This window comes from Isoptericola jiangsuensis (genome assembly GCF_002563715.1).
GTDB lineage: Bacteria > Actinomycetota > Actinomycetes > Actinomycetales > Cellulomonadaceae > Isoptericola > Isoptericola jiangsuensis.
Genome location: NZ_PDJJ01000001.1, coordinates 1,550,166 through 1,563,463, shown reverse-complemented (window position 1 = coordinate 1,563,463; position 13,298 = coordinate 1,550,166). Strand labels below are relative to the sequence as shown.

The window sequence follows — 13,298 nt, the reverse complement described above, 5'->3', positions numbered from 1 at the left end:
CTCAGGCCTCGCCCTCGGCGTCGTCGTCGGCGCGGTCCACGATCGCGGCGTCCGCGTCCCGGGCGAGCAGCCCACCGGGCGGGGTCAGGACGACCCGGCCGCCGGGGACGTCGACCTCGGGCACGATCGCGCGGACGAACGGCACGAGCGTCCGCTCGCCCCCGGTCTCCTTCACGACCAGGGCGTCCTGGGCGGGCAGGTGCTCGAGCCCCACGACCTCGCCGACGACCGTGCCGTCGGCCAGCTCGGCCCGCAGTCCCGCGAGCTCGTGCGGGTACCAGGCGTCCTCCTCGGCGGAGACGTCCTCGGTGACGACGAGCTCGACGCCGCGCAGCGCCTCGGCACCGGTCCGGTCGGACACCCCGGCGAACCCGACGAGCCACCGCCCCTGGTGGGTGCGGGCGCTCGTCACGGTGAGCGGTCCCGCGGCGGCGGGCGCCGTCGCCAGCACCGCCCCGACGACGAACCGCTCCTGCGGGACGTCCGTGCGCACGTCGAGGCCTACCTCGCCGCGCAGTCCGTGGGCCCGTCCGATGCGGGCGACCACCAGGTCCATGTCGTCTCCTTGGTCGTGGGCCGTCGAGCCCAGCGGCACCGCTGCGGTGCCGGTCGGTGCCAGTGAACACGACGAGGCCCGGTCCCGCGGGGGGACCGGGCCTCGTCGGCGTGCCCGTGGTCGGTCAGCGGCGGTCGACGTCCACGACGTCGACCCGCACCGGGCCGTCGGACGACAGCGCACCGACGACGGTGCGCAGCGCCTTGGCGGTGCGGCCTCCTCGACCGATGACCCGCCCGAGGTCGTCGGGGTGCACCCGGACCTCGAGCAGGTCGCCCCGGCGCTGCGTGCGGGCCGTGACCCGGACGTCGTCCGGGTTGTCGACGATGCCGCGCACGAGGTGCTCGAGGGCGTCGGCGAGCATCAGGCCCCGGCCTCGTCCTCGGTGGACTCCGCCTTCTCCTCGGACTTGGCCTCGGAGGCCTTCGCCTTGACCTTCTCGGCCTCGGCGTGCACGGCCTCGACCGCGGCGGCGGTGTCGGTGGTGCCCTGCTTGGTCTTGAGGGTGCCCTCGGCGCCCTCGAGACCCTTGAACTTCTGCCAGTCGCCGGTCACCTTGAGGATGGCGGCGACCTGCTCGGTCGGCTGCGCGCCGACGCCCAGCCAGTACTGCGCACGCTCGGAGTCGACCTCGATGAACGAGGGCTCCTCGGTCGGGTGGTACTTGCCGATCTCCTCGATGACACGACCGTCGCGCTTGGTGCGCGAGTCGGCCACGACGATGCGGTAGTACGGGGCCCGGATCTTGCCGAGACGCTTCAGACGGATCTTGACGGCCACTTGAGTGGTCTCCTGGTTCTGTGGGTGCGACCCTGGCGCCGTGCCGGTGGGGTCCGGCGGGCGGTCGGGTCAGGACCGGGCGGGCGCAGGTGAGAGGGGCCTGGGCACGCCGAGTACCCGGACATTGTGCCAGATCGCGGGGGTGTCCCCCAACCTCTGCCCGACCACGGTTGCGTCACACCGGCGCCGCGGCGGGCGGCGGGTCACGGGGCGACGATGCGGCCGCGGAGCACCACGGCCGTGGGGTGCCGCAGCACCGCGACGTCCTGGCGCGGGTCGGCGGGGTAGACCACGAAGTCCGCGCTCGCGCCCTCGACCATCGACCCGTGCCCGAGGAAGGCCCGCGCGCGCCAGGTCGCCATCGCGACGACCTCGGCGTCGGGGATGCCGGCGGCCACCAGCTCGGCGCACTCGTCCGCGATCCTGCCGTGGTCGATGGTGCCGCCCGCGTCGGTGCCCACCAGCAGCGGGATCCCGGCCTCGTACATCTCGCGGACCTGGGTGTACCGGCGCTCGTGCATGCGCCGCATCCGTGCGGCGAACCGCGGGTACCTGCCGTCGGCCTGCGCCGCGATGTTCTCGAACTGGCCGACCTGCAGCAGCGTGGGCGTGACGTGGACCTGACGCTGGGCGACCTCGCCCATGAGCTCGGGCGGGATGCCGGTGCCGTGCTCGATGCCGTCGACGCCGGCCGCGAGCAGGTCGGGCACGACCTCCTCGGAGAACGCGTGGACGGTCACCCGTGCCGCCTCGGCGTGCGCGGCCCGCACCGCCTCGGCGAGCACGTCCGCCGGCCACAGCGGCGTCAGGTCGCCGTCGGCGCCCAGGTCCCGGTCGATCCAGTCGGCCACGACCTTGACCCAGCCGTCGCCGGCCCGGGCCTCGGCGCGCACCGCCTCCGGCAGCGCTTCCACGTCGTCGAGCTCGACCCCGTAGTGGCGCAGGTAGCGCTTGGGGCGCGCCAGGTGCGACCCGGCCCGCACCAGGCGGGGCAGGTCGGCGCGCGCGTGGACCCACGACGTGTCCAGCGGCGAGCCCGCGTCCCGCACCAGCAGCACGCCGCTGTCACGGTCCGTGAGGGCCTGCTTCGCGGCCGTGTCCGGCTCGGTCGCTCCCCCGGCGTCGAGGCCCAGGTGGCAGTGGACGTCGACGAGCCCCGGCAGCACCCAGCCCTCGAGCTCGGTGGCGGGGCTGCCCTGGGGCGTGGGCCGCAACAGGCTGATCCGACCGTCGCGCACCCACATCTCACCGACCTCGCGGTCGCCGTCCAGGAGGACATGACCCGTGACGTGCAGGGGGACGTGCGGCACCGACATGGGGGAAGCGTAGCGCCGCGAGGGCCCGCAGGCGCTCAGCGACCGCCCAGGAACTTGTCGAGACCCGCGGGCAGCTGGAGGTCGTCGAGGTTCGCGGGCTCGGCGTCCTGCGTGCCGACCCCGAACGCGGAGCCCGCCGGACCGGCCGGCTTCGCGCCGCCGCCGAGGGCGCGCTGCATCGCCTCGCGCTCCTGCTGCGCCCGCTTGGCCGGGTTGCCGGACTTGCCCTTGACCTTGCGCGCCGGAGCCTGCTTGCCCCGCGCCTTCTTGCCGCCGCCCGGCATCCCCGGGATCCCCGGCATGCCGCCCGGCATGCCCGGCATCCCGCCGCCGCGGGCCATCTGGCGCATCATCTTCTGGGCCTGGGCGAACCGGTCCAGCAGACCGTTCACGGCCGTCGTCGTCTGCCCGGAACCGCGCGCGATGCGGGCGCGGCGCGAGCCGTTGATGATCTTCGGGTTGTCCCGCTCCGCGGGCGTCATCGACTGGATGATCGCCTGGACGCGGTCCACCTCGCGCTCGTCGAAGTTCTCGAGCTGCTCGCGCATCTGCGCCATGCCCGGCATCATGCCGAGCATCTTCTTCATCGAGCCGAGCTTCTTCATCTGCTGCATCTGCACCAGGAAGTCGGCGAGGGTGAAGTCCTCGCCGCCGGCCACCTTCGCGGCCATCCGCTCGGCCTCGTCGGCGTCGAACGCCCGCTCGGCCTGCTCGATGAGCGTGAGGACGTCACCCATGTCGAGGATGCGCGACGCCATGCGGTCCGGGTGGAACACCTCGAAGTCGGTGAGCTTCTCGCCGGTGGAGGCGAACATGATCGGCCGGCCGGTGATCTTCGCGACCGACAGGGCGGCACCACCGCGGGCGTCGCCGTCGAGCTTGGACAGCACCACGCCGGTGAAGTCGACGCCGTCGAGGAAGGCCTGCGCCGTCGTCACCGCGTCCTGACCGATCATCGCGTCGATGACGAACAGGACCTCGTCCGGCGTGATCGCGGCACGGATGTCCGCCGCCTGCTGCATGAGCAGCCGGTCGACGCCCAGGCGGCCCGCCGTGTCGACGATGACGACGTCGTGCTGCTTGGACCGCGCCTCGGCGACGCCGTCACGGGCCACGCCCACCGGGTCGCCGATGATGGTGTCGGTCTCGCCGTCGGCGCTGCTCGTGTTGCCCGGGTGCGGGGCGAACACGGGCACGCCCGCCCGCTCCGCGACGACCGCGAGCTGCGTGACGGCGTTCGGGCGCTGGAGGTCCGCCGCGACGAGCAGGGGCGTGTGGCCCTGCTCCTTGAGCGCGAGCGCCAGCTTGCCGGCGAGCGTCGTCTTGCCCGCGCCCTGGAGGCCGGCGAGCATGATCACCGTCGGCGGGGTCTTGGCCAGCTGCAGCGTGCGGGTCTGCCCGCCGAGGATCTCGACGAGCTCGGCGTTGACGATCTTGACGACCTGCTGCGCCGGGTTCAGCGCCCCGGACACCTCGGCGCCCAGCGCGCGCTCGCGCACCGCGGCGGTGAACTCGCGCACCACGGGCACGGCGACGTCGGCGTCGAGCAGCGCGCGACGGATCTCGCGCACGGTCGCGTCGATGTCCGCCTCGGAGAGCCGACCCTTGCCGCGCAGGTTCTTGAAGGTCGCGGTGAGCCGGTCCGACAGGGAGTTGAACACCAGGTGGTCCTCTTCACGGGGATGGATGACGTGCGGTCCCCCAGCCTACCGGCCGTCGGCGGCGGGCCCTCCGTCCGCGGGCGTCGCCTCCGTCGCGGCCAGCGCCGCGCGGGCCCGTGCCGTGAGCTGGTCGACGAGACTGGCCCGCCAGCCCGTCCAGCCGGCCGGCCCGAGCGAGGAGGCGTCGCACTCCGTCAGGGCCCGCAGCACCTCCAGCAGGTCGCGCCGGTGGTCGACGCCCGCCAGCAGGGCCGCGACCGTGGCCGGGTCCTCCGGGTCCGACCGCGTCGCCAGACCCGCCAGCGTGAGGTGGTGACGCACCAGACGTTCCACGTCGGCGACGAAGTCCTCGTCGAACCCCATCCGACGCACGATCGGCCCGACGACCCGTTCCCCCTCCACCGAGTGGTCGTCGCTCCGCGCCCCCCGCCGCTTGCCGATGTCGTGCAGGATCGCCGTGACCCCCAGCAGGTCCGCGCGCAGCAGATCCGCAGGGACGCCCTGGGCGATGCGACGGCGGCGCACGGAGGCCGCCAGGGCGGCGGTCTCCACGAGGTGCCGGTCGACCGTGTGCCGGTGGATCGCCGCCCTTTGCGGCTTGTTGCGCACGTCCGCCCACTCCGGGATCCAGGTCGTCACGGCGCCGGCGAGGTCCAGCGCCTCCCAGACGTGCACCTGGGCCGTGCCCGACCCGAGCAGGGCGAGGAGGTGGCCGCGGGCGGTGGCGGGCCACGGCTCCGGCACCGGCGGGCACTCCGCGAGCGACTGCATGGTCACCGGCGAGAGCACCAGGCCCGTGCGGGCGGCGGTCGCCGCCGCCCGCAGCGACAGCGTCGGGTCCTGCGACGGCACCGCGCTCACGGCCAGCACCAGCTCGCCGTCGTGCTCGACCAGGCCCTCGCCCACCGAGCGCAGGCGGGGCGGCTGCCGCCGGCCCCGGACCAGGACGGGACGGCGCGCGGCCGGGCGCTGCAGGGCCTGCCGGGCGCGGCGGATCGTCGAGTCGAGCGCGAAGGAGATCTCCCGGCCCGCCTCGGCGAGGCTCGCCAGGAGCTCGTCCGGGTCGTCGAACCCGCACAGCGCAGCGACCTCGTCCAGGTCCGCCAGCAGCAGCTTCGTGGACCGGCGCCGCGTCACCACCTGCAGCGTGTCGCGCACGTCCAGCAGGTGCGCGTACGACGTGTCGACGCGGCCGTGCGGGCGGTCGGTCAGCCACGTGGCGGCCAGCGCGGACAGCACCACGGCGTCGCGGATGCCGCCGCGGGCGTCCTTGAGGTCGGGCTCGATGAGGTACGCGAGGTCGCCCGAGCGCTCGGCGCGCTCCTTGACGCTCGACAGCAGCTCGGGCAGCCGGCGCCGCGACGCCGACCGCCAGTCGGTGAGGATCCCCGACGCCGCACGGTGCACCACCACCGCGTCGCCGGCCACCGGACGCACGTCCAGCCAGCCGACGGCCGCAGGCAGGTCCCGCATCGCGAGCTGCCGCGTCTGGTTCAGGGAGCGCACCGCGTGGTCGATGTCCACGCCCGAGTCCCACAGCGGGTACCAGAGCCGCTCGGCGACGCGCGCCAGCTCGTCCGGCTTGTGGGTGCGCCCGTCGTGGACGAGGACGAGGTCGAGGTCGGACAGCGGGCCCAGCTCGCCCCGGCCGAGCGAGCCGACCGCGGCCAGCGCGAGCCCCGCCGGGTCGACGTCGGCGGTCGCCTGGGCGTAGAGCGGGCCGAGCCGGTCCGTCACGACCTGCTGGAGGGCCGCCCGGCGCGCGACGCCCGAGCGGCCCGGGCCGGTGAGCCGCCCGGCCGTGGCGAGCAGCTCCTCGCGGAGCCCCACGACAGGGCCCCGCACCCCGGTGCCGGGGTGCGGGGCCTGCTGCGTGGGACCGCCGTCCTGGTGGGGAAGGTCGGTCATCGAGGCTCAGAGAGCGGCGTCGCCGTGCTCGCCCGTGCGGACCCGGGCGACGTCGTCGACCGGCACCGTCCAGACCTTGCCGTCACCGATCTTGCCCGTCTGGGCCGCGCCCACGACGACGTCCACGATGGCCGCGGCGTCGGCGTCGGACACGAGGATCTCGACACGGACCTTGGGGACCAGGTCCACCGTGTACTCCGCGCCGCGGTAGACCTCGGTGTGGCCCTTCTGCCGGCCGTAGCCGCTGGCCTCGCTGACGGTCATCCCCCGGACGCCGGCGGCCTCCAGGGCCGACTTCACGTCGTCGAGACGGTGGGGCTGGATGACCCCGGTGACGAGCTTCATGCGCGGACCTCCTTGATGACGGAACCAGACTGGATCCCCTCGTACGCGGACTCGCTGTGGACGGCGAGGTCGATGCCGTTGACCTCGGCCTCCTCCGACACGCGCCAGCCCAGGGTGGGCTTGAGGATGATCGCCAGGACGAACGTGACGACGGCCGAGAAGACCACGGCGACGACGGCGATGATGGCCTGGACGGCGAGCTGGTTGACGCCGCCACCGTAGAACAGGCCGGTCTCGGTCGCGAGGAAGCCGATGGACAGCGTGCCCCAGAGGCCGGCGACGAGGTGGACGCCGACGACGTCGAGCGAGTCGTCGTAGCCGAGCTTGTACTTCAGGCCGACCGCGTAGGCGGACAGCACACCGGCGATGACGCCGACGAAGATCGAGCCGAACGGGCTGACGGAGCCGGCGGCCGGGGTGATCGCGACGAGACCGGCGACGACGCCCGAGGCGGCACCGAGGGAGGTGGCCGAGCCGTCACGGAGCTTCTCGACGACCAGCCAGCCGATGACGGCGGCGGCGGTCGCGGTGGTGGTGTTGACCCAGGCGAGACCGGCGAAGCCGTCCGCGGTGAAGGCCGAACCACCGTTGAAGCCGAACCAGCCGAACCACAGCAGGGCGGCGCCGAGCATGACCAGGGTGAGGTTGTGCGGGCGCATCGGCTCGGTGCCGAAGCCCTTGCGCTTGCCGACCACGAGGGCGAGGACGAGCGCGGCCGCACCGGCGTTGATGTGGACGACCGTGCCACCGGCGAAGTCGATCGGCGCGGCGATCGAGGCGAAGGGACCGTCACCCGAGAGGAGGCCGCCGCCCCAGACCATGTGCGCCATCGGGAAGTAGGCGAACGTGACCCAGAGGCCCGCGAAGACCATCCAGGTGCCGAACTTCACGCGGTCGGCGATGGCACCGGAGATCAGGGCCACGGTGATGATCGCGAAGGTGGCCTGGAAGCCGACGCCGACGATGCCCGGGACGCCGAAGTCGTCGATGAGGAAGTTCCCGGCCTCGTCGTAGATCGCACCCTGGAGCGCGAACTGGTCGAACGGGTTACCGATGATGCCGCCGATGTCGCTGCCGTAGGACATCGACCAGCCCCACAGCACGTAGATGACGCCGGTGACGGCGATCGCACCGAAGGACATCATCATCATGTTGAGGACGGACTTGCCGCGGACCATGCCCCCGTAGAACAACGCCAGACCAGGCGTCATCAGGAGCACGAGAGACGCTGACGTCAGCATCCACGCGGTTGCTCCGGTATCCAGCTCCATTGTGCTACTCCCCTCGCCAGCCCGTTTGGCCGGTCGGGGACCACCGTGGCGGTGCAGGGTTTCCACTGGACGGAGGTGGTGTTACAGCCGTGTGACAGACGCCTCACCCGGGTAAACATCGAGTTTCGGTCCGCACTGCGAGACAGGTCACGGCCCGTCGTGACCGGGCCGTGACCTGACCGTGTCCGACCCGCAACCTGCCGCGGGGCCCGCCCGGTCCCGACCGAACCGGTGTCGGCCGGGTCCGTGCCGGCCGAGCCTGCGGCTCAGCCGAGGATGCCGTCGACGAACTGCTCCGGCACGAACGGCGCCAGGTCGTCCGGCCCCTCGCCGAGGCCGACGAGCTTCACCGGGACGCCGAGCCGGCGCTGCACCGCGACGACGATCCCGCCCTTGGCGGTGCCGTCGAGCTTGGTCAGCACGATGCCGGTCACGCCCGCGACCTCGCCGAACACCTTGGCCTGCTGCATGCCGTTCTGGCCGGTCGTCGCGTCGAGCACGAGCAGCACCTCGCCGAGCGGCGCCTCCCGCGTGACGACGCGCGTGATCTTGCCGAGCTCGTCCATGAGGCCCGCCTTGTTCTGCAGGCGGCCGGCGGTGTCGACCAGCACGACGTCGACGTCGTCGGTGACACCCCGGCGCACGGCGTCGAACGCGACCGCGGCCGGGTCGGCCCCGTCCTTGGCGGAACGCACCGTCGGTACGCCGACGCGCGAGCCCCAGGTCTCGAGCTGGTCGGCGGCGGCCGCGCGGAACGTGTCCGCCGCCCCGAGGACGACGCTGCGGTGCTCGGCGACGAGCACGCGGGCGAGCTTGCCCACCGTGGTGGTCTTGCCCGTGCCGTTGACGCCGACGACCATCATCACGGCCGGCTTGGTGACGCCGTCCACGACGGGACGGTCGAGGGCGAGCGAGCGGTCGAGGGTCGGGTCGACGACCCGCAGCAGCTCCTCGCGCAGCAGCTCGCGCACGGCGGCGGGCTCGCGCACGCCCAGCACGCGCACCCGGGTGCGCAGCGCCTCCAGGAGCTCCTCGGCGGGGCCGGTGCCGAGGTCCGCGAGCAGCAGGGTCTCCTCGATCTCGTCCCAGTCGTCCTCGGTGAGGGTGTCCCGCGACAGCACGCTGAGCAGCCGCGCGCCGAGCGGGGAGCCCGAGCGGGCGAGGCGGTCGCGCAGCCGGACCAGGCGCCCGGCCGCGGGCTCCGGGACCTCGAGGGGCGGCGCGACGGCGGCGTCCTGCCCGACCGGGGCGACGTCGACGTCCGTCGGGGCGTCGTCGGCGGGGGCGGGGGCCGCGGCGGGCGGCGGGGCGTCGAGGGTCGTGGCGCCACGGCCACGACGGCGGGGCACGACGAGCGCGGTGGTGGCACCGGCCACGACCAGGACGCCGAGCAGGATCCAGAGCCAGGAAAAGTCCGTCACGGTGCCCCAGTCTCCCAGACGGGGCACGGATCAGGCGTCGGCGCGGTCCTGGGTCGACGAGTGGTGCGGGAGCCGGACGCGCCCCTGGGCGCGGTGCAGCACGTCGGAGAGCTCGTCCGCGTCGACGTAGCCGGGGGCGTCCTCGACGTTCGCGGCGAAGAAGGCGTCCATGTCGGTGTCGACCGACTTCGGCACGGCGGAGCGGTGCCGGCGCAGGCCGCCGCGGAAGTCCCGCACGAAGGCCCGCGCACCCCGGATGTCGTCGTCGCCGTCACGACGCTCCATCACGCTGGCCACGAGAAATACCGCCGAGGCGAGCAGGAGCGTGACGACGAGCCAGACGACGAAGGTGACCATGTCCATATTCTCACCCTGCCTCGGCGGGTTCTCGCAGGCGCTGGGAGATGACCGTCGTCACACCGTCGCCGCGCATGGTGACGCCGTACAGCGCGTCGGCGACCTCCATCGTGCGCTTCTGGTGCGTGATGACGATGAGCTGGGAGTCCTCCTGCAGCTCGCGGAAGATGTCCAGCAGCCTGCCCAGGTTGACGTCGTCGAGCGCGGCCTCGACCTCGTCCATGACGTAGAACGGGCTGGGCCGCGCCTTGAAGATGGCCACCAGGAAGGCGACCGCCGTGAGGGACCGCTCCCCGCCCGAGAGCAGGGAGAGCCGCTTGACCTTCTTGCCCGCGGGACGCGCCTCGACCTCGATGCCGGTCGTGAGCAGGTCCCCCGGGTCCGTGAGCACCAGTCTGCCCTCCCCGCCGGGGAAGAGCCGGGCGAACACGCGCTCGAACTGTGCCGCGGTGTCCTGGTAGGCCTCGGCGAACACCTGCTGCACGCGGTCGTCGATCTCGGCGACGATGTGCAGCAGGTCCTCGCGGGACTTGCGCAGGTCCGCGAGCTGGGTCGCGAGGAACTGGTGCCGCTCCTCGAGGGCGGCGAACTCCTCCAGCGCGAGCGGGTTGACGGTGCCGATCCGGCGTAGCGCCTTCTCGGCGGCGGCGAGCCGCTTCTCCTGCTCGGCCCGCACGTAGGGCACGGGGTCGGGGTCCGGGTCGTCCTCGGCGGCGTCGTCGGGGCGCGGGACCGGCACGTCGCGGTGCGGGCCGAACTCCTCGACGAGCACCTCGGGGTCGGTGCCGAGCTCGTCGGTCGCCCGGGAGCGCAGCTGGTCCCAGCGGGCGACCTGGGCGGCGCGCGCCACCTCGTCGCGGTGCGCCGCGTCGGTGAGCTCGCGCAGCTCACGGGTGAGGCGGTCGACGTCCCCGCGCGCCTGCGCGACCTCCTGGCCGGAGGTCGCCCGGTCCGCCTCGGCGGCGGCCCGCTCGGCGGTCACGCGGTCCACGGAGGTGGCCAGCGCGGCGAGGACGACGTCGGCGTCGGCGCGGACCTCGGCGGCCCGGCGGGCCTGCTCCGCCCGCCGGCGTGCCCGGGCGGCGGCCTCGGCCCGGGCCCGGCGCTCCTGCTCCGCGGCGCGCGCCAGGCCCTGGGCCCGGCCGGCGACGGCGCGGGCGCGCTCCTCGGCGGTGCGCAGCGCGAGCCGGTCCTCGGTCTCGCCCTGGCGGGCGGCGGTGGCGGCGGTCTGGGCGGCGTCGCGGGCCGCCGTGGCGCGGACGAGGTCGGCCTCGGACCCCGCGGGCTCGGACTCGGCGACCTCCAGCCGGGCCACCAGGCCCGCGAGCTCGGCCTCGTCGGCCTCGCGCCGCGCCCGCACGGCCTCGACCGCCTGCCGGTGCCGGTCGGCCTCCGTCTGGGCGGCGCGGCGCGCGGAGCCGAGCGTGCCGAGCTGCTCGGCCACCGCGGCCAGCGCCGCGTCGGACTCGTGCAGCCGGGCGAGCGTGTCGTCGTGGCGCACGCGGGCGGCGTCCCGGGCGGCACGCGCCTCGACGAGGCCGTCGGCGCAGCGTCGCGCCCGCGCGAGGGCGTCGTCGAGCCCCGCCCGCGCCTCGTCCAGCGCGCCGGTGAGGTGCAGCACGCTGGGCGCGGCGGCCGACCCGCCCGACGCGCGGGTGGCGGCCAGCAGGTCCCCGGCGCGGGTCACGGCCACGACGTCCGGCTCGGCCGCGACGAGGGCGCGCGCCTCGGCGAGGTCCTCCACGACGACGACGCCCGCCAGCAGGGTGCGCAGCGCGGCGGCCGTGGCGCCGCTCGCCGTGACGACGTCCAGCACGGGCCGGCCGGAGCCCGTGCGGGGCGCCACGACGTCCGGGTGGCTCCCGCCGACGACGATCCCGGCGCGGCCGGCGTCGTCGTCGCGCAGGGTGCGGATCGCGTCGACGGCCGCACCGAGCGACTCGACGGCGACGGCGTCGGCGAGCGGACCGAGCGCGGCGGCGACCGCGGCCTCGTAGCCGGGCTCGACCCCGAGCAGCGCGGCCACGGACCCCAGCACGCCGGGCTGGTCGCCCGCGAGCAGGGCGCCGGCGCCGTCCTTGCGGTCGAGGCTGAGCTCGAGGGCCTCGACCCGCGCGGACCACGTGGACCGGTCCTTCTCGGCGGTGGCGGCGGCGGCCTCCAGCTCCGCGACGGCGGCGAGCGCGGCCTCCAGGGCGTCGGCGGCGGCCTCGTGCTCGGCGTCGAGGCCCTCCTCGCCGGCCTCGGCGCCGGTGACCTCGGACTCCAGGGCCGCGAAGTCACGTGCGGCGGCCTCGGCCCGGCGCTCGGCCTCGACGAGCTGCGCGCGCACCCGGTCGAGCTCGGCGTCCGCGGACTCGACGCGGCTGCGGCGGGCGGCGACCTGCCCGGCGAGGCGGGCCAGGCCCTCGCGACGGTCGGCCGCGCCGCGCAGGAGGGTGCCGACCTCCCGCTCGGCGTCGGCAGCGGCCCGCTCGGCCTCGGCCCGGCGCGCCTCGGCCTCCCCCAGGGCGGTGCGGGCGAGCTCGACCTCGCGCGTGAGCTCGGCCTCGGACGCGCGCGCCCGCTCGGCCTGCGCCTCCAGCGCGTCGGGGTCCTGGCCCTGCGGGGTGGGCTCGGTGACGCCGAGCAGCCGCACGCGCTCGTCGGCGAGCGACGCCACGCCGCGCAGCCGTTCCCGGACCGCGCCGAGGGCGTGGAACGTGTCGTTCGCGGCGGCGGCCGCCCGTGCGGCCCGGGACGCGTCGACCTCGGCCCGCGCGAGCCGCGACCGCGCGGCGTCCAGCGCGGCCTCGGTCGCGGTCTGGCGCTCGGCGAGCGCCGCCTCGTCGGCACGCTCCTGGTCGAGCCGGGCGCCGAGCTGGGCGAGGTCGTCGGCGAGCAGGCGGGCGCGGGCGTCGCGCAGGTCGGCCTGCACGACGCGGGCGCGGCGGGCGGCCTCGGCCTGCCGGCCGAGCGGGCCGAGCTGGCGGCGCAGCTCGGCGGTGAGGTCGGTGAGGCGGGCGAGGTTGCCCTGCATCGCCTCGAGCTTGCGCAGCGCCTTCTCCTTGCGCTTGCGGTGCTTGAGGACGCCCGCGGCCTCCTCGACGAAACCGCGGCGGTCCTCCGGGGTGGCGCGCAGCACCGCGTCGAGCTGGCCCTGGCCCACCACGACGTGCATCTCGCGGCCGATGCCGGAGTCGCTGAGGAGCTCCTGGATGTCGAGCAGCCGGCACGAGCTGCCGTTGATGGCGTACTCGGACCCGCCGCTGCGGAACAGGGTCCGCGAGATCGTGACCTCGGTGTACTCGATCGGGAGCGCGCCGTCGGTGTTGTCGATCGTCAGGGCGACCTCGGCGCGGCCGAGCGGGGGGCGGCCGGACGTCCCGGCGAAGATGACGTCCTCCATCTTGCCGCCGCGCAGCGACTTGGCGCCCTGCTCCCCCATCACCCAGGACAGGGCGTCGACCACGTTCGACTTGCCGGAGCCGTTGGGTCCGACGACGCACGTGATCCCGGGCTCGAAGCTCAGCGTCGTCGCCGAGGCGAACGACTTGAAGCCCCGGAGAGTGAGCGTCTTGAGGTGCACGTCGGCGAGCCTAGCCGCCGGGCGCCGCCGATCCGGGCATCTGCGGCGGCGTTCCCCGGGTCCGGGCCACCGCCCGTCCCGCTGCGGGTGGAGAGAATGCGGCCCCGACGGGTGT

At 74.8% G+C, this 13,298-nt stretch carries 11 protein-coding genes; all 11 read right to left on the bottom strand.

Annotated elements, in window-relative coordinates; translation table 11 throughout:
• Window position 1 precedes the first annotated feature (1 nt).
• A complete protein-coding gene (gene rimM / locus ATJ88_RS07055; RefSeq protein WP_098463207.1) occupies window positions 2-556 on the bottom strand; it encodes a ribosome maturation factor RimM in 555 nt (184 codons plus the stop codon).
• Between the two features lie 124 nt (window positions 557-680).
• On the bottom strand, window positions 681-920 hold the full coding sequence (locus tag ATJ88_RS07050; protein ID WP_098463206.1) for an RNA-binding protein: 240 nt from the start codon (window positions 918-920) through the stop codon (window positions 681-683).
• Window positions 920-1,336 (bottom strand): 30S ribosomal protein S16, encoded by a 417-nt coding sequence (gene rpsP, locus ATJ88_RS07045; protein ID WP_098463205.1) that lies wholly within the window; start codon window positions 1,334-1,336, stop codon window positions 920-922. The genes ATJ88_RS07050 and rpsP overlap by 1 nt, the downstream gene beginning before the upstream one ends.
• A gap of 203 nt (window positions 1,337-1,539) precedes the next feature.
• A complete protein-coding gene (locus ATJ88_RS07040; RefSeq protein ID WP_098463204.1) occupies window positions 1,540-2,652 on the bottom strand; it encodes an amidohydrolase family protein in 1,113 nt (370 codons plus the stop codon).
• 35 nt (window positions 2,653-2,687) lie between these two features.
• Entirely contained in the window at window positions 2,688-4,313 is a 1,626-nt protein-coding gene (gene ffh / locus ATJ88_RS07035; RefSeq protein ID WP_098463203.1) for a signal recognition particle protein, read from the bottom strand.
• 45 nt (window positions 4,314-4,358) lie between these two features.
• A complete protein-coding gene (locus ATJ88_RS07030; RefSeq protein WP_098463202.1) occupies window positions 4,359-6,221 on the bottom strand; it encodes a [protein-PII] uridylyltransferase family protein in 1,863 nt (620 codons plus the stop codon).
• Window positions 6,222-6,227: 6 nt separating this feature from the next.
• On the bottom strand, window positions 6,228-6,566 hold the full coding sequence (locus tag ATJ88_RS07025) for a P-II family nitrogen regulator (RefSeq protein WP_098463201.1): 339 nt from the start codon (window positions 6,564-6,566) through the stop codon (window positions 6,228-6,230).
• A complete protein-coding gene (locus ATJ88_RS07020) occupies window positions 6,563-7,837 on the bottom strand; it encodes an ammonium transporter (protein ID WP_098463200.1) in 1,275 nt (424 codons plus the stop codon). The genes ATJ88_RS07025 and ATJ88_RS07020 overlap by 4 nt, the downstream gene beginning before the upstream one ends.
• A 266-nt stretch (window positions 7,838-8,103) precedes the next feature.
• Window positions 8,104-9,258 carry a signal recognition particle-docking protein FtsY gene (gene ftsY / locus ATJ88_RS07015; RefSeq protein ID WP_098465185.1) on the bottom strand — a complete coding sequence of 385 codons (1,155 nt, stop codon included), beginning with the start codon at window positions 9,256-9,258 and terminating at the stop codon, window positions 8,104-8,106.
• Between the two features lie 30 nt (window positions 9,259-9,288).
• Window positions 9,289-9,615: a hypothetical protein gene (locus ATJ88_RS07010; RefSeq protein WP_098463199.1), complete on the bottom strand. Its 327-nt coding sequence runs from the start codon at window positions 9,613-9,615 to the stop codon at window positions 9,289-9,291.
• Between the two features lie 10 nt (window positions 9,616-9,625).
• A complete protein-coding gene (gene smc / locus ATJ88_RS07005; RefSeq protein WP_098463198.1) occupies window positions 9,626-13,183 on the bottom strand; it encodes a chromosome segregation protein SMC in 3,558 nt (1,185 codons plus the stop codon).
• Between the last annotated feature and the right edge of the window lie 115 nt (window positions 13,184-13,298).

Coding starts and splice junctions, on each gene's coding strand:
- rimM (WP_098463207.1), bottom strand. CDS start 556: ATGGACCTGGTGGTCGCCCGCATCGGACGGGCCCACGGACTGCGCGGC.
- ATJ88_RS07050 (WP_098463206.1), bottom strand. CDS start 920: ATGCTCGCCGACGCCCTCGAGCACCTCGTGCGCGGCATCGTCGACAAC.
- ATJ88_RS07040 (WP_098463204.1), bottom strand. CDS start 2,652: ATGTCGGTGCCGCACGTCCCCCTGCACGTCACGGGTCATGTCCTCCTG.
- ATJ88_RS07030 (WP_098463202.1), bottom strand. CDS start 6,221: ATGACCGACCTTCCCCACCAGGACGGCGGTCCCACGCAGCAGGCCCCG.
- ATJ88_RS07025 (WP_098463201.1), bottom strand. CDS start 6,566: ATGAAGCTCGTCACCGGGGTCATCCAGCCCCACCGTCTCGACGACGTG.
- ATJ88_RS07020 (WP_098463200.1), bottom strand. CDS start 7,837: ATGGAGCTGGATACCGGAGCAACCGCGTGGATGCTGACGTCAGCGTCT.
- ATJ88_RS07010 (WP_098463199.1), bottom strand. CDS start 9,615: ATGGTCACCTTCGTCGTCTGGCTCGTCGTCACGCTCCTGCTCGCCTCG.